At 40.2% G+C, this 21,610-nt stretch carries 11 protein-coding genes; all 11 read left to right on the top strand.

Going from position 1 to position 21,610, the window contains the following annotated elements; all coding sequences use genetic code 11:
* Positions 1-191: 191 nt before the first annotated feature.
* The 11 genes from AC1D0K_RS02130 to AC1D0K_RS02080 all read left to right on the top strand — a co-directional run bounded on the left by AC1D0K_RS02130 (position 192) and on the right by AC1D0K_RS02080 (position 21,595).
* Entirely contained in the window at positions 192-2,552 is a 2,361-nt protein-coding gene (locus AC1D0K_RS02130) for an ABC transporter permease (protein WP_477443527.1), read from the top strand.
* A 76-nt stretch (positions 2,553-2,628) separates the two neighbouring features.
* A complete protein-coding gene (locus AC1D0K_RS02125; protein WP_477443528.1) occupies positions 2,629-5,016 on the top strand; it encodes an ABC transporter permease in 2,388 nt (795 codons plus the stop codon).
* A gap of 107 nt (positions 5,017-5,123) precedes the next feature.
* Positions 5,124-7,502 carry an ABC transporter permease gene (locus AC1D0K_RS02120; protein WP_477398255.1) on the top strand — a complete coding sequence of 793 codons (2,379 nt, stop codon included), beginning with the start codon at positions 5,124-5,126 and terminating at the stop codon, positions 7,500-7,502.
* An 87-nt stretch (positions 7,503-7,589) separates the two neighbouring features.
* The gene (locus AC1D0K_RS02115; RefSeq protein WP_477398257.1) at positions 7,590-9,959 is read left to right on the top strand and encodes an ABC transporter permease; all 2,370 of its coding nucleotides are present in this window, start codon (positions 7,590-7,592) and stop codon (positions 9,957-9,959) included.
* Positions 9,960-10,042: 83 nt separating this feature from the next.
* Complete coding sequence (locus AC1D0K_RS02110) at positions 10,043-12,442, top strand: ABC transporter permease (protein WP_477398259.1); 2,400 nt, start codon at positions 10,043-10,045, stop codon at positions 12,440-12,442.
* Between the two features lie 132 nt (positions 12,443-12,574).
* A complete protein-coding gene (locus AC1D0K_RS02105) occupies positions 12,575-14,959 on the top strand; it encodes an ABC transporter permease (RefSeq protein ID WP_477398261.1) in 2,385 nt (794 codons plus the stop codon).
* A gap of 325 nt (positions 14,960-15,284) precedes the next feature.
* Positions 15,285-15,962, top strand: coding sequence for an ABC transporter ATP-binding protein (locus tag AC1D0K_RS02100; protein WP_295713207.1), 678 nt, complete (start codon positions 15,285-15,287; stop codon positions 15,960-15,962).
* Positions 15,963-15,975: 13 nt separating this feature from the next.
* A complete protein-coding gene (locus AC1D0K_RS02095; protein WP_477442968.1) occupies positions 15,976-17,409 on the top strand; it encodes a TolC family protein in 1,434 nt (477 codons plus the stop codon).
* 208 nt (positions 17,410-17,617) lie between these two features.
* Entirely contained in the window at positions 17,618-18,223 is a 606-nt protein-coding gene (locus tag AC1D0K_RS02090) for a porin family protein (RefSeq protein WP_477442970.1), read from the top strand.
* 258 nt (positions 18,224-18,481) lie between these two features.
* The gene (locus AC1D0K_RS02085) at positions 18,482-20,284 is read left to right on the top strand and encodes a glycoside hydrolase family 9 protein (protein ID WP_477462985.1); all 1,803 of its coding nucleotides are present in this window, start codon (positions 18,482-18,484) and stop codon (positions 20,282-20,284) included.
* A gap of 279 nt (positions 20,285-20,563) precedes the next feature.
* Positions 20,564-21,595 carry a glycoside hydrolase family 53 protein gene (locus AC1D0K_RS02080; RefSeq protein ID WP_477398622.1) on the top strand — a complete coding sequence of 344 codons (1,032 nt, stop codon included), beginning with the start codon at positions 20,564-20,566 and terminating at the stop codon, positions 21,593-21,595.
* Positions 21,596-21,610 lie beyond the last annotated feature (15 nt).

Below are 21,610 nucleotides of genomic sequence, written 5' to 3'. Positions count from 1 at the left end.
AGAAAGGTAAAGGGTGAAAAGTTTTTGCCTGGTTGATTCACCTTTCACCTTTCACGGTTGTAACATTACCGTACACTCACTGTTACACTTACGCACACATTTGCATTGTTAACTTATGTTAATGTATTGATTATTAGGTATTTAATGTTTTGGTATATGTTTTAAACTATGTGTCAAAATCTGCAGATAATATGGTCAAAAATTATATCAAAATTGCCTGGCGAAATATTGTGCGGCACAAGGCCTATTCAAGTATAAATATTGCCGGTTTAGCTATAGGCATTGCTTGCGCGTCTATGATATTTTTGTGGGTGCAGGATGAACTGACCTTTAATCATAATTTTGAGAAGCGGAACAACCTGTACACCATATTTGAAAACCAGACCTATAATGGCAAAATATCTACATTTCGCGCTACCCCGGGGCCTATGGCCAAGGCTTTAAAGGCAGATATTCCCGGTATAAAAAACGCGGCTCGTACAGCAGGTAGTGATAATCAGTTATTTTCACTTGGCGATAAGGTAATTAATGAGCCCGGTAGTTATGCCGATGCGGAAATATTGCCAATGCTCACTTTACCTTTTATATATGGAAAAAGCGAAAATGCACTACAACAAATACATTCGGTTGTGGTTAGCGAAACCATGGCTAAAAAGTTTTTCGGTAATACAGATCCTGTGGGAAAAACCCTCCGAATGAACAATGAGCAGGATTTTACAGTAACAGGGGTATTTAAGGATCTGCCAAAAAACTCCACCCTGCAATTTCATTGGCTGGTTCCATTAACAAATATCGAGCATAAAATGCCCTGGATGCAGGATTGGGGCGCCAACTGGGCCCGCACCTATGTGGAGTTGGAACCATCGGCAGATGTTAATGCGGTTAACAAAAAGCTATCTACTTATCTCGGCACCAAAAAAAAGGAAAATAAAACCCCTTCGTTTCTTTTTGCCATGAATGATTGGAATCTGTATGACAATTTCACCAATGGTAAAATGGATGGCGGTCGTATTGAATATGTGCGCCTTTTTGCAGCCATAGCTTTTATCATTTTAATTATCGCTTGCATCAACTTCATGAACCTGTCTACCGCTCAGTCAGAGAAACGTGCTAAAGAGGTAGGCGTGCGTAAAGTAATGGGGGCGGGTAAGGGTAAGCTGATAGGCCGGTTTATAGGCGAGGCTGTTATCATGGCATTCATAGCCGTGATTGTAGCGGTTGGCTTTATCTATGTTACGTTACCATTATTTAATAACCTGGTACAAAAAGAGCTTGCTATCCATATTTTTGAGTCATCACATTTAATTTACCTCGTTACAATAGGGGCTGTTACAGGTCTGCTGGCCGGCAGTTATCCCGCGTTTTATCTATCATCATTTAACCCGATAACTGTTTTAAAGGGCATCCAACTAAAATCTGGTGCTGGTGCCGGTTTCATCAGGCAAGGCCTGGTTATTACGCAGTTTTCTGTTTCTATTATACTCATTATAGGAACGGTGATGATTTACCAGCAAATTCAGCATGTAAAAAACAGGGAGCTTGGCTATAATAAAAGTAACCTGATCTATATTAACGCACAAGGCAAATTAATAGATCATTTTGCGGGGATATACAATGATTTAAAACAATCCGGGTTAGTTGAGGAAGCCTCCCTGAGTGAATACCCGGTGGTGCAGATCTGGAATAATACGGATAACTATTCATGGAAAGGTAAGGATGCGTCAAAAAATCCATTGATCACGTGGGAAAATGTTAGCGCACAGTTTGTTAAAACCATGGATATGAAGCTTACAGCAGGTCGGGATTTTTATACCGATCCAAAACTTGACAGTAATAATGTGATCATCAATGAAGCATTTGCCAGGCAAATGGGAAAAGAGGGTCATGTAGGTGGGATAATAAGGGAAGGAAGTAACAAAACACTTACGATAACCGGCATCATTAAAGATTTTTTGTACAACGATATGTATGTATCTGGCGCCCCGCTGTTGTTGTATAATCACCCCGAAGGTACAAGGGTTTTAAGTATCAGGTTAAAGGCAGGTGCAAACCTTAAAAATGCGTTAACCAAAACAGGAGATATTTTAAAAGAAAACAATCCCGGCTATCCCTTTGAATACAAGTTTGTTGATGAGGATTTTAACCAACTATTTATAACCGAAACACTAACCAGTAAACTGGCGGGTGTTTTTGCATCGCTTGCCATAGTTATTTCCTGTTTAGGTTTATTTGGTCTTGCCGCTTATACCGCCGAGCGCAGGATAAAGGAAATAGGGATTCGCAAGGTGCTGGGTGCATCTGTAGTTGGTTTAACGGCTTTGTTATCAAAAGACTTTTTAAAGCTGGTAGGTATTTCATGCCTGATAGCGTTCCCGGTAGCCTGGTGGGCTATTGCCAAATGGCTGCAAAATTACCAGTACCGCATAACTATGCATTGGTGGGTATTTGCAATTGCAGGAGTATTGGCCATGCTGATAGCGCTGGCAACAGTAAGTTTCCAGGCCATAAAAGCAGCGTTAAGCAACCCGGTAAAAAGTTTGAGAAGCGAGTAGACAGTTGGCAGTTTTCAGTTGGCAGAAAGCATAAGAGAGAAGAATAAAACAAAAGCTCTAATAACGGTGAAATGAGATGATAAAGAATTATTTGAAAATAGCCTGGCGTAATATTTTAAACAATAAGGTTTATAGCGCTATCAATATTCTGGGTTTGGCAGCTGGTATGGCTGTGGCCCTTATTATAGGCCTATGGGTGATCAACGAGTTTTCGTACGATAAGTTTTTGCCCAACTATAAGCAGTTATACCAGGTGCAGCTACATTTTACTACTCAGCGCGAAGAGCATACCCAAGCTGCTTTAGCTATTCCGCTTGCTGACGTGCTGCGTAAGGAAGTGCCAGGCATTAAATATGTTGCCGAAACGGATTGGGTTGGCTGGCAATATCATGACTTGTTGGTGGGTACCAAAAAACTGTACCTTGGAGGAGGGGCAGCACATCCTGATTTTTTAAAGATATTTCAGTATCCATTTGTAAAAGGAAGTGCTAAGGATGCTTTTAAAGATCCTTATTCTATTATACTGGATGAAGCAACTGCCAAAGCGTTGTTTGGTAATGCCGACCCCATCAATAAATTTATTCGTTTGGATAATAAGCAAAACCTGAAAGTTACCGGCGTTATAAAAGATATTCCTAAAAATGCTACCCGGCAGTTTAGTTTTTTGACGCCTTTTACTTTTAAGGAGCAAACAGAGGGCTGGATGAAGAACGCCCGAACTACCTGGACAAATAACTCGTTCAACATGTACGTAGAGTTACAGCCAGGTGTAACCGCTGAACAAATCGCTCCTAAAATAAGGAATATAGTTTACCAGCGCAGTGTGCAAATGCGACCTGCAAAGCCGGAGGTGATATTGCATGCAATGAAAGACTGGCATCTATATTCCGACTTTAAGATGGGTAAACCGGTTGGTGGTTTTATTGATTATGTCCGCATGTTCTGCATTATTGGCATATTGGTATTGCTGATTGCCTGTATTAATTTTATGAACCTTTCTACAGCACGGTCAGAAAAACGGGCGCGCGAGGTAGGTGTACGTAAAGCTATCGGCTCACAACGTAAAGATCTTATTATCCAGTTCCTGGCCGAATCTATACTGATCACCTTTATCGCATTTTTATTTTCGATAGTTTTTGTGCAACTGGCTTTGCCTTCATTTAATACCGTAATAGGTAGCTCAATAGCCATACCTTTTGCAAATCCTTTATTCTGGATCGGTATGCTATTATATGTACTGTTAACCGGTTTATTAGCGGGTAGCAGGCCGGCGTTTTACCTGTCGTCATTTAATCCTGTACAGGTTTTAAAGGGCAGTGTCAAAATAGGTAAAGCGGCATCATTACCACGCAAAGTACTGGTTGTGCTTCAGTTTAGCTGCTCAATAGCTTTAATAATCAGCACTGTAATTGTGTATCAGCAAATTCAGTACGCCAAAAACCGGCCAACCGGGTATAGCGCCGAGCGACTGATGATGACTGATATGAGCGGCGACCTCGAGACCAATTATGGAGCCCTTAAAAACGAATTAATGAGTAGCGGCGTGGTTGAAAGTGTAGCGTCAGCATCAAGCCCTGTTACTAATATTTATAGCCACATGTCGCTTGATAAATGGCCCGGTAAGGCCGCCGATGAAGAAGCTGTTAATGTGGGGGCCATTTCTGTATCTGATAACTATTTTAAAACCCTGGGGATGACCTTAAAAGAAGGTCACGATTTTTCTGCCAAATGGAGCGATGATACAACCAGCGTTATTCTTAACGAGGCTGCCGTAAAACAAATTGGCCTTAAAAATCCAATAAACCAGCTTGTGATGTGGAATGGCAGTAAAGGCCCTGTACGCATCATCGGTGTAGTAAAAGACGCCCTTATGGAATCGCCGTTTACACCGGTTGCGCCTGCAGTTTTTAATCATGGCAGGGGCGGCAATAACATCATGTACAGGTTATCGCCAAATGTAAACACCCAGGATGCCATAAAAAAGATCAATAAAATATTTGACACTTATAATCCGGCCTATCCATTTATTTACCAGTTTGTTGATGATGAATACAACCACAAATTTAACCTTGAAGTATTGGTAGGGAAACTGGCGGGTGTGTTTGCCGGTTTAGCTATATTTATATCGTGCCTGGGGCTTTTTGGTTTGGCTGCCTATGTAGCCGAGCAGCGCACCAAGGAGATTGGTATCCGCAAGGTATTGGGTGCTTCTATAGCCCAGGTTTGGCTGCTATTATCAAAAGATTTTATCCTGCTTGTCATCATCAGTTGTGTAATAGCATCGACGGTAGCGCTATATTTTTTACAAAGCTGGTTGCAGAAATATGAATATCGCATTACCATCGCTCCTGGTGTATTTATGCTTTCGGGATTGGTGGCTATTATGATCACCCTTATAACTATTAGTTTCCAGGCCATAAAGGCTGCGTTGACTAACCCGGTTAAGAGTTTGAGGAGTGAATAAGGAGGAGAAATGAGAATCAAGAGTCAAGAAATAAGAGTCAAGAAATAAAAACACTAACAGGAGCAAAGTAAAATACCAATAAACTAATTACTAATTGAACGAAAAACATGATAAAGAACTATATAAAAATTGCCTGGAGAAATTTAAAGCGTAACAAAGCTTACGCGGCCATCAGTGTTATTGGCCTGGCACTGGGTATTGCCTGCGGTATTTTAATTTTTACGCTGATAACCTATCACCTCAGTTTTGATACTTTCCATAAAGATCAGGACAGGGTTTTTCGCTTGTATACCGAGTGGCATGATGATGGCATCGGCAAATCAAACGGTGTACCGCAACCCTTAGGAAAAACCTTCAGGAGTGATTTTACACTGGGCGAAAAAACGGCAAGGGTAATTAATTTTCATAACCCTTTAATTACCATAACCAAAGGCAACGAGGTTAAAAAGTTCCAGGAAGAGGACGGCGTGGCTTTTGCCGAAACCCCGTACTTTGATATATTGAATTTCCCTTTATTGAAAGGCGATAAAAAAACGGTATTGGTAGCCCCCGGCGAAGCGATAGTTACCGAAAAAATAGCACATAAATACTTTGGGAGTGATAATGCTATAGGTAAGGTGATCCGCCTGGATAATAAAGTAAACTTTACCATTACAGGCATTTTAAAGGACCTGCCCAACAATACCGACCGCAGGCAGCAGATCTATCTATCATATGGTAACATGAATGAGTACACCGATAAGCGCCGGGAAGAAAATTGGGGTGGGGTATACAGCGGCAGCGAGGCATTTACAAAACTAAAAAAGGGCGTATCCAAAGCGCAGGCTGAGAAAGCTTTGGCGGAAATTGTAAAAAAACATTACACAGGCCGCGACTTGAAAGTGTGGTTTTTTAAACTTCAGCCCCTTAACGATATACACTTTAATGCCGAGCTTGACGGCTATGCAGATAAAAAGTATTTATGGGCGCTGTTTTTTATAGGTATATTCCTGATAATTACTGCGTGCGTAAACTTTGTAAACCTGGCAACAGCACAAGCGCTTAACCGCTCAAAAGAAGTTGGCATCCGCAAGGTAATGGGGAGCTTACCTTACCAGCTTTTTTGGCAATTTATTGCCGAAACTGCTTTAATAACAGTAGTAGCTGTAGTGTTGGCTGTGGGGATATCCTATGTGGCTTTACCTGCAATAAATCATCTGTTCCAGTCAGAGATGCAGTTTAATCTCGCTGATCTATCTGTTTTTATCATTTTAATAGGTATCGCAGTGGTTTTCCTTTCCGGTTCATACCCGGGTTTGGTATTGGCCAGGTTTCAACCCATAATGGCGCTTAAAAGCAAGCTATCACAAGAACATATTGGGGGCTTTTCATTACGCCGCGTTTTGGTGGTAACACAGTTCGCTATTTCGCAGGTTTTAATTATTGGTACCATCATTATTGTATCGCAACTTCACTATTCGCAAACTGCCGATCTTGGTTTCAAGAAAGACGGGATTGTTTTATTGCCTGTTCCATCAAACGATAAAGTGAAATTAAGCACCATGAAAAACAGGCTGAACGAAGTTCAGGGTGTAGAAAAGGTTTCTTATTGCTTTCGTCCGCCGGCATCACAATCAAATAATACCACAGGTGTTAACTATGATCATCGTGCAGAAGATGAACACTGGGGCATAAATATCAAAACAGCTGATGAAAATTACCTGTCGACATTTGGTTTAAAACTGGTTGCAGGTCGTAATTTTTTCCCTGCAGATACAACACGGGAGTTTGTGGTAAATGAAACCTTTGTTAAAAAACTAAATTTAAAACCACAGGATGTTATTGGTAAGGTACTGGCCATAAACGGTAAATCTACCAAGGCACCTATTGTAGGAGTGGTTAAAGATTTTTATAATTATTCTTTCCATACAGAAATTTCGCCGATATGCATTATGCCCAATTTTAATAACTACTCCACTGTGGCTATCAAAATAAATATGCGTAATGCCAAAGCCTCGTTGGCATCGTTCGAAAAGATCTGGAACCAAACCTTCCCCGAAGATTTTTACTCATACCAGTTTTTAGATGATAGCATTAAGAAGTTTTATGAAATGGATAATATTTTACTTACGCTGATTGAAGCTTTTGCGGGTATTGCCATTGTTATAGGCTGTTTGGGTTTATATGGATTAGTATCATTTATGGCCGTGCGCAAAACAAAAGAGATTGGTGTACGAAAAGTGCTTGGTGCCGAAATAAAGAATATCCTTTGGTTGTTTGGAAAGGAGTTTACCTTTTTGTTATTGATCGCTTTCGTTATAGCTGCGCCACTTGCCTGGTGGGCCATGCATAATTATTTGAAAGATTTTCAATACCGCATAACCATCGGTCCGGTTATTTTCCTTGAATCTATATTGTTAACATTTATTATCGCAAGCATAACGGTTGGTTACCGGTCTGTAATGGCATCGCTGGCTAACCCGGTTAAGAGTTTGAGGAGCGAGTAGTGAGAAGGTGAAAGGATAAAGGTTAAAGGCGAAAGGTAGGGTGGAAGCTCAACGCATTAATGAAGTGAAACGAAATGATTAAATGAGATGATAAAGAATTATCTAAAAATCGCCTGGCGAAACATCGTTAACAGCAAGGTTTACAGCGCAATAAATATATTGGGGTTGGCAGCCGGGATGGCTGTGGCATTGCTGATTGCGTTATGGGTTAATAATGAATACTCATACGATAAGTTTTTGCCCGGTTACGAGCAGGCCTACCAGGTGCGCCGCAATTTTAACAGCAATGGCGAAACTTTAACGTTCAGCTCAACCTCACTTAAATTGGCCGACGCATTAAAAACCAACTATCCCGAGGTTGAATATGTTGTACCAACAGATGGCATTGGCTCGCATGGGTTATTGGTAGGTGATAAAAAACTTTTCTTGGATGGCCCTCGGGTTGGCAGCGATTTTTTAAAGGTTTTTCCTTATCGTATGCTGCAGGGGAATGCGGGTTCGGCATTAAAGGATGCTTATTCCATAGTACTTACAAAGGCTACAGCAATTGCTTTATTTGGGGATATCAACGTAATAAACAAGGTGGTAAAAGTTGACAATGCTTTTAATTTAAAAGTAACAGGTGTGGTTGATGATGTTCCGTTAAACTCATCATTGCAATTTAAGTACCTTATTCCTTTTAGCTTGCTTGAACAAACTAATCCGTATATGAAAGGTGCCCATGATAGCTTTGGGAATAATGGATTTAACATATTTGTAAAGCTAAAGCCCGGGATCACTTACGCCCAACTCGCCCCTAAAATTAAAAACATGGAGAAGGGCGAAGATAACATCAACGCCAAAAACTCCGAGGTGATCATGCAGCCATTAAAAGACTGGCACTTATACGCTGATTACAAAAATGGCATAGCTAGTGGCGGCTTTATTGAATATGTCCGAATTTTTAGCATTATAGGTATTTTGGTATTGCTGATAGCCTGCGTAAACTTTATCAACCTTACAACAGCCCGTTCAGAAAAACGTGCGCGTGAAGTAGGTATCCGCAAGGCCATTGGCTCTCAGCGTAGTAACCTGATATTTCAATTTCTTACTGAGTCGGCTTTAATTACATTTATAGCATTTTTGTGCTCATTGTTGTTTGTACAATTGGCATTAGCTCCGTTTGACGCCTTAACAGGTACTACCATCGGGATTCCTTTTAAAAGTACCTCGTTTTGGCTGATCATGATGGGATTTGTTTTGGTTACTGCTCTCCTGGCAGGCAGCAGACCAGCGTTTTACCTTTCATCATTTAACCCCGTTAAAGTGCTAAAGGGAACTATAAAGGTCGGTCGCTCGGCAACATATTCCCGGAAGATTTTGGTGGTAATGCAGTTTAGTTGTTCTATCGCTTTAATTATCAGTACGGTAGTAATTTACAGGCAGATTCAATTTGCTAAAAACAGAGAATCGGGTTATAATATAAGTCGTTTGCTTACTACTTATTCAAACGCGGACCTTGGGAAAAATTACAATGCCCTTAAAAATGACCTGCTTCAAAGCGGCGTAGTGCAAAGTATCACACAATCATCAAGCCCCGCAACTGATATTTGGCTGCATAATAATATCGACTACTGGCCAGGTAAATTGGGAGCTGAAACTGTTGAAATGGGTACCATAACGGTATCCGACGACTATTTTAAAACCTTGGGCATGCAAATGCAATCGGGACGGAATTATGGTAATGTAGCTTCTGATACTCAAAACGTGGTATTTAACCAGGCAGCCATAAAACGCCTGCGCTTAAAAGATCCTATTAGTAAAGTGATAAAGTATGGTGGAAGGCAGCTAAGGATCATTGGTGTTGTAAAAGACGCGCTCATGCTCTCGCCATTTGCCAAAGCCGATCCAACTATGTTTTTATATAGCTCTGTTCCGCAGGATAACCTTATTTATCGCTTATCGTCAAACATCAATCCGCACCAGGCAATTGACCAGCTTAACAGGATTTTTGCTAAATATAATCCCGCTTACCCTTATACCTATAGGTTTGTTGATGACGATTATAATCGAAAATTCGGGCAGGAAGTGTTAGTGGGTAAGCTATCGGGCATTTTCGCCTTGCTGGCTATATTCATTTCATGCCTCGGCCTTTTCGGGTTAGCGGCTTATATAGCAGAGCAACGTACCAAAGAGATTGGTGTGCGCAAGGTATTGGGCGCTACGGTTAGTCAGCTCTGGTTTTTACTATCTAAAGATTTTGTATTACTGGTGATCATCAGCTGTGTAATAGCCTCGCCCGTTGCTTTATACTTTTTGCAGGGCTGGCTGCAAAAGTATGAATACAGGATAAGTGTTGGCCCCGGCGTGTTTATAATATCGGCTATAGTAGCAATTGTGATTACATTAATAACCATAAGTTTTCAGGCTATTAAAGCGGCTATAGCAAATCCGGTGAAAAGTTTAAGGAGTGAATAGTTTTCAATCTGGCTACAAGTACTTGATGATAGATACGAACAAATGGCTATGACAGCATATCGAATTGATTAATAAAAAATAAAATGATAAAGAACTATTTCAAAATAGCATGGAGAAATATCTGGAAGAACAAGGTTTTCTCGGCTATTAACATAATCGGCCTCTCCATAGGTATGGCCGCCTGCATAGTTATTATGCTTTTTGTTCTTTATGAAAAGAGTTTTGACAGTCTGCATACTAAAAACATTTACCGATTAAACGAGGTGCAGAAATTTCCGGGAATGACCGCTTCTCAAAAAGTCGCGTTATCTATGTTCCCGATGGGGCCGTCGATTAAAAATGAATTTCCCGAGGTAAAGAATTTCACGCGTGTACGCTGGCAGCAAAAGTTTCAAATCACGTACGGCCAAAAGAAGATGTTTTCGCCGCAGGTGTTTTTTGTTGATTCTACCTTCATGGATATGTTTGAATTTAAGCTGATAAAAGGAGATAGGAAAATAGCTTTATTGAAACCACACAGCGTTTTGCTGACACAGGAAGCCGCGCAAAAAATATTTGGCAAGGAAGACCCCATGGGCAAAACCATTACCCATTATGGCGATGATACTACAAGCTATGCTGTAACGGGGATATTGGCCAATATCCCCAAAAATTCCCAGCTACAATTTGATGCATTGTTTTCTTTTAATACCATCATGAAACCATGGATGTTTAATGCATGGGGAGGCAATTGGCTAAACACTTATTTTGAACTTGCGCCAGGTACTAATGTGAAAGCGCTCGAGAAGAAATTTCCAGCCTATCAAAAAAAGTACATGAATAAAGATAACTGGAAGTTTTATGATCTGTTTTTACTATCACTCAAAGATGTTCATGCTAACTCCGCGGATATAGGACTGGATTATATAAATTATCAAAAGTTTGATCAAAAGCTTACCAATCTGTTTGCTATGATAGCGCTAATTGTGCTGACTATCGCATGTGTAAATTTTATCAATTTATCTACGGCACGGTCGGCAGAACGTGCTAAAGAAGTAGGGGTGCGAAAATCAATTGGAGCTCAGCGTTTTCAATTGGCTATTCAGTTTTTGGGCGAAACCGTGCTGCTTTCATTAATAGCGCTTGTTTTTGCTACTGTATTTGTTTCTCTCGTATTGCCTTATATTAACACCTTAAGCCAGCGCGATATTAGTTTACCGTTGACAAATAATTGGGGGCTTATAGCATCTATTTTTATAGCAACTATTTTTATTGGTTTAATTTCTGGTATCTACCCGGCATTATTTCTTTCTTCTTTTCAACCAGTTAAAGTATTAAAAGGCAGCGTGGAAACTGGCAAAAACAAGGGGTCGCTTCGCAATATCCTTGTAGTGGGGCAGTTTACCAGTGCTATTGTATTAATGATAGCTACCATATTTGTTATTAAGCAATTACGCTTTATGCAAAAAAAGGATCCCGGTTTTAGCCGCGAACAGGTAGTTAATGTTCCGCTTAACATGGTTACACCGGCAAAATACGCACTTATTAAAGATGAGTTATTAAACAATTCATTGATACAGGGCGTTACCGGGTCGCAGGATCAATTGGGTAGCCATTTAGATCAGTCGGGGATAAGATTTAAGATGAACGATTCGCCGGTGCGGGACCTTACCTCAACTCAATTAATTGTAGACCATGACTATGTCAGTTTCTACAAGATGAAAATGGTAGCCGGCAGCAACTTCTCTAAAGAAAAAACAACTAACGGCAGGGAATACATCATTAATGAGGCCTTAGCAAAGGAGTTGTTAAAGGATCATAAAAACATGCCAGTTAGCTCGTTGCTTGGTCAACGTTTTGGGTACGATTCTTTAGGTAGAATAACAGGTATAGCCAAAGACTTTAATTTTAATTCGCTTCATTATAAAATTGAAACAATGTTCATGTTTAGTCAGCAGGAGTGGGGTTTTAGTACCATGTCTGTCAAAATAAATGGTGGCAGAACTCAAGAAGCGCTTGCCTTTATTAAATCCACGTGGACAAGCACGTTTCCAGATATTCCATTCGAATACCAATTTTTAGATGATCATTTCGCCGAAGTTTACCGGGTGGATAACCAGGTTAGCAACGTGGTAAGCATCCTGGCTGGCCTCATCATTATTATATCATGTCTGGGCTTATTTGGCCTGGCATCATACTCAGCCGAAAAACGAATTAAAGAGATTGGTGTGCGTAAAGTATTAGGAGCATCTGTTCAAAATATTGTTTTATTGCTTTCCAGCCATTTTATTAAGCTTGTATTTATAGCCAACATCATAGCCTGGCCAATAGCTTTTTTTGCAATGAATAAATGGCTTCAGGATTTTGCGTACCGTATTAACATCGATTGGTGGGTATTTGCCCTTGCCGGAGGAGTTTCTGTTATAATCGCTTTTGCAACAGTGAGTTTTCAATCTATTAAGGCAGCGATTGCCAATCCGGTGAAAAGCCTGAGGAGCGAATAATTTGTTAATTGGTTCACTGGTTCATTGGTGCTCGTCTGTTCAAAGCTACAATGACCTGATACTTCTATAACAAATACCTGTGAATTAATAAACAATGCCATCAATGAACCAGTGAACTAATGAACCAATAAAATGATAAAAAACTATTTCAAGATCGCTTTGCGCAACCTGTGGAAACACAAGGCGTTTTCTATTATTAATATAACAGGCTTATCCATAGGGATAACGGCCTGTTTTTTTATTTTTATGTATGTAGGCTTTGAGTTAAGTTATGATAATATGCATAGCAAGGCCGATAGAATATACCGGTTAGTAACCGATATTAAAACGCCTACAGAAACCATTAATACAGGTGTTACAGCCTGGCCTTTTGCGCCAAATATCAAGAATGATTTCCCGGCTGTTGAATCGTTTGTACGCATAAGCGGCGGTAGCTTTTTGGTGCGAAAAGGAAACGTTAAATTCCAGGAGGAGCGGTCTGCTTTTGCAGATTCCACTTTTTTTAAGGTTTTTGATTTTAAGCTGGTAAAAGGCGATCCTAAAACAGCACTATCTGAGATAGCTACCATCGTGTTTTCAGAGTCGGCCGCAAAAAAATATTTTGGTAATACGGATCCTATGGGGCAAACCGTTTTGATTACAGGTGATGCGATCCCTGCCAAAGTAACCGGCATCATGAAGGATATACCCGAAAACTCGCAGATCAAAGCTGATATGCTGATCTCGATGGTATCGCTCACACAAAAATTCAATAAGGGCCTCGATAACCAATGGGGCAATTTCGGCGCATCAAGCTACCTGCTCTTGAAACCGGGAACAAATCCAAAAACGCTTGAAGCCCAATTACCGGCTTTCCTTGAGCGCAGGAATGGTGCCGAAGAAAAGAAACAGCAGATGTTTTTTAAATTACTGTTAGAACCCTTGAAAACGGTGTATCTGTATTCCAAACGAAATGGCCAGGAGTCAGGCAGTATAACCAATGTATATGTATTTGGTATTGTGGCCATTTTTATATTGCTTATAGCCTGTGTTAACTTTGTAAACCTTACTACAGCACGTTCTGTTGAGCGTGCAAAGGAAGTCGGTATCCGTAAAGTAGTAGGTGCCGAACGGTCGCAGCTGGCCAGCCAGTTCATAGGCGAGTCTGTAGTATTATGCCTGATTGCCTTTTTACTTACCATTGTGTTGTCGGTATTATTTCTGCCTTTATTTAACCAATTGGCTGGCAAAACTATAAGCGCTGGTATTTTTTCAAATTGGTATTATGTAACGCTATTATTTATCACATCGGTTGGTATTGGCTTAATTGCAGGTTTGTATCCGGCCTTGGTATTATCGGCCTTTTTACCGGTTTCGGTATTAAAGGGGAGGTTTAGCAGTGGTACCAAAGGTAATGCGTTACGCAAAACGCTGGTTATAGCACAGTTTACCATTTCAATTGCACTCATTATAGGTACTATCATTGTATATACACAAATGAGTTTCATGCAAAACCGCGACCTTGGTTTTACCAAAGATCAGATGCTGATCCTGGATACCAATGGCGACCCGGCAGGTAATGCCTTAAAAGAGGCTATTGCAACAATACCCAGTGTAAAATCAACAGCAAACTCATCAAGTGTGCCGGGTGGTGGCAATCCCGGAGCCTATTCTGAGATTGAAAATAAAAAAGGTGATCTCCAGATAGCCAACCTCGATCTGTACTTTGTTGATTGGGATTATGTGAACCAGTTTAAAATTAAAATGGTAGCTGGCAGGGCATTTTCGAGAGGATTTGGAACCGATACAGCCCAGGCTATGTTATTGAACGAGGCCGCTGTTAAGCTATTTGGTTATAGTTCGCCGCAGCAGGCAGTTGGCAGGCGCTTTAAACAATGGGGGCGCGAGGGTAAGATAGTAGGGGTGATGAAGGATTTCCACTTCCGCTCGTTGCAGGAGGTTATAAAACCTTTGAGCATGCGTATCGAACTGAAAAACCTGGGTCTTATTTCGGTAAAAATATCTTCGCAAAACACTCCTGCAACGCTGGCAGCTATAGAAAGTAAATGGAAAACCTTTATCCCCAACAGGCCATTTAGCTATTACTTTCTAGACGAATTTTTTGACAGGCAATATCGTGCCGAGCAGCGATTTGGCAAATTATTTTTAAATTTTGCTGTACTGGCCATATTTATATCATGCCTTGGGTTGTTAGGCCTGGCATCATACAGTACGCTACAGCGTACCCGTGAAATTGGTATCCGTAAGGTATTAGGGGCTACAGTGCCGGGTATTGTTAACCTGCTATCTAAGGACTTTCTTATACTCGTCGCCATATCCTTCCTGGTGGCATCGCCTTTAGCAGGAATTTTTATGAACTATTATTGGCTCAAAGGTTTTGCCTATCGCATTGACGAAAGTTGGTGGATATTTGCCATTGCCGGCACCCTGGCGCTCGTGATAGCACTGGGCACTATCAGTTTCCAGGCCATCAGGGCAGCCACGAGTAACCCAGTTAAAAGTTTGAGGAGCGAATAGGGGAAAGAGTTAAGAAGTTAGAGTCAAGAATCAAGATAGAAGTCGGGCTGCATTATGCTCCCGACTTCTGTGTTGTTTTACTAACTTACTTATCTTGTATCTTGATTCTAACTTCTTGATTCTATTCCCCGGTGTATCATAAACGTACGCACCCTGTTACGTAAGCGAACAGTCTTTACTTATCTGTTTTTGTATAATATGTTAATAATCAACGTATTGAAAGTTTGGTATATTATTGATACTTTAATATTAAAATGATCACTATTATTGCTTTAACTAAAATGCAAATCACTAATTCACCAATCTACTAATTCACTAACTAAACATGTTATCACTTCAGCATATTTCAAAATACTACCAGGTAAGCGGACTTAAAAATTATGTGCTTAATGACTTGAGCCTCGAGGTTGATGAAGGCGAATTTATTTCGATAATGGGCCCTTCAGGTTCAGGTAAATCATCCTTACTAAACGTTATCGGTATGCTTGATGAGCCTTCAGATGGTTTTCATTACTTTGCCGGCCATGCAGTACATCAGCTTAAAGAAAAACAGCGCTCGGCTTTGTACAAGCAGTATATCGGCTTTGTTTTCCAGGCCTACCATTTAATTGATGAACTTACTGTTTATGAAAACATCGAAACACCGCTAATTTACCAGGACTACAAAAGTGCCGAACGTAAAGCCATGGTTGCTGATATACTTGATCGTTTCAACATCGTAGGTAAAAAAGATCTTTTCCCGGCGCAATTATCGGGCGGGCAACAACAGCTGGTGGGTATAGCGCGTGCATTAATTACCAAACCTAAACTTTTACTGGCCGATGAGCCAACCGGTAACCTTAACTCTAAACAAGGCGAAGACATTATGGAGTTGTTTCGGAAGCTGAACAAGGAGGATAAAGTAACAATTATCCAGGTAACACACTCTGAAAAAAATGCCGAATACGGTACCCGTATCATTAACCTGCTCGACGGGAAAATAGAATCCTCAAAACAACTCTGATCATCATATAGTAATGCGATATTTTAAATTTATATTTTTTAGTTTGGTAGCCCTGCAGGCAATAAATGCACAGGCACAAACAGATTCTGTTCTTTCCATCAGGCAATGTGTTGACATCGCCATAAAAAACAATCTTGATGTAAAGAAAAGCGAGCTGCAAATGGAACGACTTAATATTGGCTATAAACAAGCCAAAGAGTATTTGCTTCCCTCCATTAGTGGCGATGTTAATCATGGCATTAATAACGGGCGTAACCTTAACCCGTATACATACAGCTATGTCACTCAATCCCTTACTTATGGTAACTACAGTTTAAATGGTAACCTTACTTTATTTAGCGGTTTCCAAAATTTAAATAACATTAAACAAACATCGCTTTCCTTCCAGGCGGGCAAGATGGATTTTCAGCAGGCTAAAGATCAGGTAACCATAAACGTGATCACCGCTTACCTGCTGGTGCTGGATAATGCAGAATTATTGAACCAGGTATCTAATCAGTTAGATGTATCAAAAAAACAGGTTGAACGCCTGAATATATTGGAAAAAGAAGGAGCTAACAAGTTACCATCAGATTTGTATGACCTTAAAGGTACATACGGCGATAATCAACTAAACCTTGTATCAGCAAAAAACGCGTTGGAAGTTTCAAAGCTTAACCTGATGCAAATGCTTAATATCCCTTACAACAAAAACCTTAAATTGGAGCCACTAACCGTTCAGGATGTATCAAGTAAAACTGATGCATCATCAGACATGGTGTATGATGCCGCCTTACAACAACTGGCATACATTAAGGCCGCAGAGTTAAGGAGCAAAAGTGCCGAAAAAGGTGTTAAGGTTGCCCAGGGAGCCTTGTTGCCTACGCTTACTTTGGGTGGTGGTATTTTCACCAACTACTCAAGCGCGGCCCAAAAAGCAACCTTTATTGATTCAACTACTGTAAATACCGGTGCATTTGTAAATGGTGCGGGTGGTTCTAAACTACCTGTATACAGCAGGCAGGCCAATTATAACAACCAAAACATAGGCTATTATGATCAGTTTAAAAACAATTATAATACACAGGTTAGTTTAAGTTTACATATCCCAATTTTAAATTACTTTCAAAACCGCAATAAAGTTGCGTTAGCTAAGATAAACCTGCAGGAAGCCAGGTATGTAGAAAATAACACCAAAATTGTTTTAAAGCAAAATGTTGAACAGGCGTATTTAAACATGACTTCGGCTTATGAGAGATATAGCGTACTTACCGACCAGGTAAAAGCTTACGGCGAATCATTCAGGATAGCCGAGATTCGCTTTAACGCAGGTGTTTTAACATCATACGATTTTGTACTTGCCAAAAATAACCTCGACAGGTCAAAAATCAACCTTATTAACGCCCGTTATGATTGCTACATCTACAATAAAATATTGGATTATTACCAGGGTAAATTAACACTTTAAAAAAGAACAGTAAAGCTGTAGTATTTACAAAAAAGTTCTACTTTTAACGCAGATTAATTTCATGATATCCGGTTTATAAAGCCTTGTATTTAAAAGCAAGCCTTATAAACCGGATATTCCTAATTTATCAGGTATCTAAATTGTTCATCTTTAGCATCATCTAACCCGTTTTAATATATTTTACCTTAATAAACATAATCCTTTGAAAATGAAAAAAACAATCTTACTTACATTAACTATTTGCCTGGTAACTATAGGCATGGCGTCGGCACAGGTAATACCAAGCTTCTCTTTTGGTGCAAAAGGGGGATTAAACTTCTCAAGCTTTCCATCAAATGGAAGATATGATAATAGTAACAAAGCCGGCTATCTTGCAGGGGTATGGGCAAGGGTAGGAGGACTTGGCCTTAATTTTCAGCCAGAGTTATATCTCACATCAAAAAATATCGACGTTAAAGATGATTTGGGAAATGTTAACAAAGCTAAATTTACCAGTGTAGATCTTCCATTGTTAGTAGGTACCAAGATTGGCGCTTTTGGTTTTGGAGGCCGTTTTTATGGAGGACCTGTTTTGTCTTTTGCTGTAAATAAAGACCAGAATTATAGCGCTGCTGCTGGAAATGCTGTAAAATTAAATTATAAAGATGCAAACTACGGTATTCAAGTAGGTGCAGGTGTAGATATTAAAGACTTTTCTGTCGATTTGAGATACGAAGGAGGGTTAAATAAAATCGGTTACGGATCACCTGAGTACTCGCACACACGTGTAAGTGTTTTCAGCCTTTCCTTGGCTTACAAAATATTTTCGTTATAAATTCCGCGTTAATCCCCAATACAACATAGGAAATGACCTGCCGGTATCGGTGGGTCATTTTTTTGCACGTTTTTTCTGAGTCTTGATTTTAAAGTTTTATATGGGTTTAGATCGTTTTTTTTTACATCACAATATGTTTTTTTTGTATTATGTTTTTAAGCTAATTAGCCATAATAGTATTATACTTATTGTAAAACGTACACCTATATTTATACAACCATTATAACGCTTGAAAAATCTATAAATGTGTTTAATCCCATGCCTATAAATTTAAATAATAAGAAAATTGTGCCGGGAAAATGGCTCTTGTTTGTTTTGGCAATATTCGTTTTCCAAACGGCTTTGGCACAAACAAAAGATACGGTATCCAATCCTATAAGATTAAATCAACTTGGTTTTTATCCTAATGCTATTAAAAAGGCGATTGTTTTAAATAGGGTTGGAGTCGGGAAGTTTTCTATCGTAAATAGAAATAAGCACATCGTGTTCAGAGGTACGCTTAAGGCATCGGCAACACCTTCATTTGCGGGAAAAACAACCTACATAGCCGATTTTAGTAATTTTAAAAAGCCTGGAGCATACCGTCTCTATATTGATGGTGTTGTTTCTTATTCTTTTTGGATAAAAAATGATGTTCATGCAAAAGTAGCCAATGCTGTTATCAAGGCTTATTACTTTATGCGGGCCTCAACTCCATTGACTGAGAAATTTGCGGGCAAATGGAACAGGGCCGAAGGTCACCCGGATAATAAGGTGTTGATCCATCCTTCTGCAGCAAGCGAAAAAAGGCCCGCAGGTACAAATATCTCATCGCCCCGAGGTTGGTATGATGCCGGTGATTATAATAAATACATTGTTAACAGCGGCATTTCTACAAGTACTTTGCTTTCTTTGTATGAAGATTTTCCTGTTCATATGAATTCGGTAAAGCTTAATATTCCCGAAAGTGGCAACGGAATGCCCGATGTATTGAACGAGTCTTTATGGAATTTACGATGGATGCTCACCATGCAAGACCCCAACGATGGCGGTGTTTACCATAAATTAACCAATGCCGCTTTTGATAAGTTTGAAATGCCCGATAAAGGTACAGAACCCCGCTATGTGGTGCAAAAAGGCACGGCAGCAACATTGGATTTTGCCGCGGTTATGGCCCAGGCTTCCCGGATAATGAGACATTTTCCTAAACAGGTGCCCGGTCTGGCCGATTCATGCCTTATAGCAGCCAAAAATGCCTGGTTATGGGCTCAGAACAATCCCAATATAGCTTACCGGCAGGATGAAATAAATAAGAAGTATACCCCGGCTATAACTACAGGCGGCTATGGTGATAATAACTTTACGGATGAGTTTATCTGGGCGGCAGCCGAGTTATTTGTTACCACAAATGATGTTAGATTTTTTAAAAATATAAACCTGCTTCCTGACGATAAGATGCCTGTACCTTCATGGGCGCAGGTAAAATTATTGGGGTATTATGCTCTTGTAAAAAATGCAAACGGTAAAACCATTAACGATCTACCCGAAATAAAAAAAAGGTTGCTAAATACTGCGGATGATTTAATTAATGGAGTTAATGATAACGCCTATCAAACATCGATGACACTATCTCCAAAACATTTTGGCTGGGGCAGTAATTCCGATGCGGCAAATGAAGGCGTTTTACTGTTGCAGGCTTACAAATTATCGCATGATAAAAAATACCTTAATAATGCTTTGGCGGACCTTGATTACATTTTAGGCCGGAATGCTACCGGTTATTCTTATGTAACCGGTTACGGTAGTAAAACACCAATGAATCCGCATCATCGCCCTTCGGCAAGCGATGGGATAATTGATCCTGTACCCGGTTTATTGGTAGGCGGCCCTAATCCCGGTATGCAGGATGGCATAAAAGTACCATCAAAGGTACCGGATGAAGCTTATATTGACGATACCCGCGCTTATGCCGCCAATGAGATCACCATTAACTGGAATGCCCCAATGGCCTACCTCGCAAATGCTATAGAAGCCCTGCAACATGAATTAAGTGTACCAATTAAATCCGGATCAACTAAATAAATATACCTAAGACGCTGTGGTTTTAGAACACAAAAATAACCACGTCATTGCAAGGAACGAAGCAATCTCTACATAGGCAGATCGCCCTTGTAGAGCCCCTCTGTATAGTTTAGAGATTGCTTCGCACCTCGCAATGGCGGTATTTTTTATTCGTTTATTTATATAGTCTCTAATGGAACTTATTATTTTAAACATTTTGCATTATAATTCGTGCCAAAATCTAATTCGTGAAATTCGAACCAATTTGTGAGATTCGTGCCTATGAAATTCGTGGCTATTATGAAGAATTTTTCGTGTTCGTGTTTTTTGATCCTGTTTTGTTTGAGCTTTTCCTGCTCAAAAAGAAAGTCAAATATTCCTGTTGTTATAATTGAACCACCAGAAACCAAAGCCAAGGGAGCTGACATTAGCTGGGTAACCGAAATGGAAGCTAAAGGAGTAAAGTTTTACGATAAGAACGGTACACAACAGGATCTTTTTGTAATATTAAAAAGTTTAGGTTTTAACTCCATTAGACTGCGCGCCTGGGTTAACCCAACAGATGGCTATTGTAATACGGTCGACTTAGTGGCGAAGGCAATTCGTGCCAAAGCTCAGGGTTTTCAAATCATGATCGATTTTCATTATAGCGATTGGTGGGCCGATCCTGGTAAGCAAACCAAACCCGCCACTTGGACCGCCCTTGATTTTGCAACACTGACTGCCACCTTGCATGATTATACCAAAAGTGTAATGAACACGCTAAAAGATAATGGCATAACCCCTGTATGGGTACAGGTTGGCAACGAAACTAACGATGGTGTGCTATGGGAAGATGGCCGCGCATCTAAAAATATGGCCAATTTCGCCGCCCTCGTCAAAAGCGGTTACGTAGCAGTTAAAGAAGTTAGTTCAACAACGCAGGTAATTGTGCATCTCTCCAATGGTTATGATAATAATCTTTTCCGTTGGATGTTCGATGGGTTGAAAGCCAATGGCGCCAAATGGGATATCATAGGCATGTCACTTTATCCCTCAAAAAACAACTGGCAAACGTTAAATGCGCAGTGCCTTACCAATATGAATGATATGGTTTCCCGGTATTCTACGCCGGTAATGGTAGTTGAAGTAGGGATGGAGGCCGATGCGCCAACTGAGGGCAAGGCTTTCCTTTCAGATATCATCGGCAAAGTAAAATCGGTTAATAACAATGGCGGTAAGGGTGTTTTTTACTGGGAGCCGGAGTCTTATAACAACTGGCAGCGCTATGGTTTAGGCGCTTTTGATAATTCTGGTAAACCAACCGCCGCGCTGGATGCGTTTGCTAATTAATTTTCTGTTTTTATT

The sequence above is a fragment of the Mucilaginibacter sp. P1_A3 genome, from assembly GCF_056406855.1.
The sequence above is the reverse complement of the archived record's forward strand: the minus strand, read 5'-3'. Positions and strand labels throughout refer to the sequence as shown.

Coding starts and splice junctions, on each gene's coding strand:
- AC1D0K_RS02130 (WP_477443527.1), top strand. CDS start 192: ATGGTCAAAAATTATATCAAAATTGCCTGGCGAAATATTGTGCGGCAC.
- AC1D0K_RS02125 (WP_477443528.1), top strand. CDS start 2,629: ATGATAAAGAATTATTTGAAAATAGCCTGGCGTAATATTTTAAACAAT.
- AC1D0K_RS02120 (WP_477398255.1), top strand. CDS start 5,124: ATGATAAAGAACTATATAAAAATTGCCTGGAGAAATTTAAAGCGTAAC.
- AC1D0K_RS02115 (WP_477398257.1), top strand. CDS start 7,590: ATGATAAAGAATTATCTAAAAATCGCCTGGCGAAACATCGTTAACAGC.
- AC1D0K_RS02110 (WP_477398259.1), top strand. CDS start 10,043: ATGATAAAGAACTATTTCAAAATAGCATGGAGAAATATCTGGAAGAAC.
- AC1D0K_RS02105 (WP_477398261.1), top strand. CDS start 12,575: ATGATAAAAAACTATTTCAAGATCGCTTTGCGCAACCTGTGGAAACAC.
- AC1D0K_RS02100 (WP_295713207.1), top strand. CDS start 15,285: ATGTTATCACTTCAGCATATTTCAAAATACTACCAGGTAAGCGGACTT.
- AC1D0K_RS02095 (WP_477442968.1), top strand. CDS start 15,976: ATGCGATATTTTAAATTTATATTTTTTAGTTTGGTAGCCCTGCAGGCA.
- AC1D0K_RS02090 (WP_477442970.1), top strand. CDS start 17,618: ATGAAAAAAACAATCTTACTTACATTAACTATTTGCCTGGTAACTATA.
- AC1D0K_RS02085 (WP_477462985.1), top strand. CDS start 18,482: ATGCCTATAAATTTAAATAATAAGAAAATTGTGCCGGGAAAATGGCTC.
- AC1D0K_RS02080 (WP_477398622.1), top strand. CDS start 20,564: ATGAAGAATTTTTCGTGTTCGTGTTTTTTGATCCTGTTTTGTTTGAGC.